This is a genomic window from Pseudomonas sp. GW456-12-10-14-LB2, from assembly GCF_002884345.1.
Classification (GTDB): Bacteria; Pseudomonadota; Gammaproteobacteria; order Pseudomonadales; family Pseudomonadaceae; genus Aquipseudomonas; species Aquipseudomonas paraglycinae.
Genome location: NZ_POHV01000125.1, coordinates 1 through 278, shown reverse-complemented (window position 1 = coordinate 278; position 278 = coordinate 1). Strand labels below are relative to the sequence as shown.

Sequence of the window (278 nt, the reverse complement as noted above, 5' to 3'; positions counted from 1 at the left end):
CCTCAAACCTTTGGAGCCATTCCAATCCGGTTGCGAGCGCGTCGATCCAAAGACCGTTGATCTCCACCGGTTTTCCGTCGCGCGGAGTCACGGGTCGTCCATCGACCTGGGCATCCATCCAAGTCAGCTGGGTGTGCGGCGAACCTTGTCGCAACAATCCGTCGAATGGATCGGCCGCAATCTCGGGGAGCGAACCGCCGACGTGGGCTTCGTAGATCTTCACAAACGCGTCCATCATGCTCCGCGCGAACGACTCATCATCCGCGCGTTTGAGACAC

General features: G+C 59.7%; 1 protein-coding gene. It reads right to left on the bottom strand.

The features are described 5' to 3' along the window. On the bottom strand, nucleotides 1-223 hold a 223-nt coding region (locus tag C1X29_RS28370; RefSeq protein WP_256584420.1), incomplete at its 3' end, for an amylo-alpha-1,6-glucosidase. Between the last annotated feature and the right edge of the window lie 55 nt (nucleotides 224-278).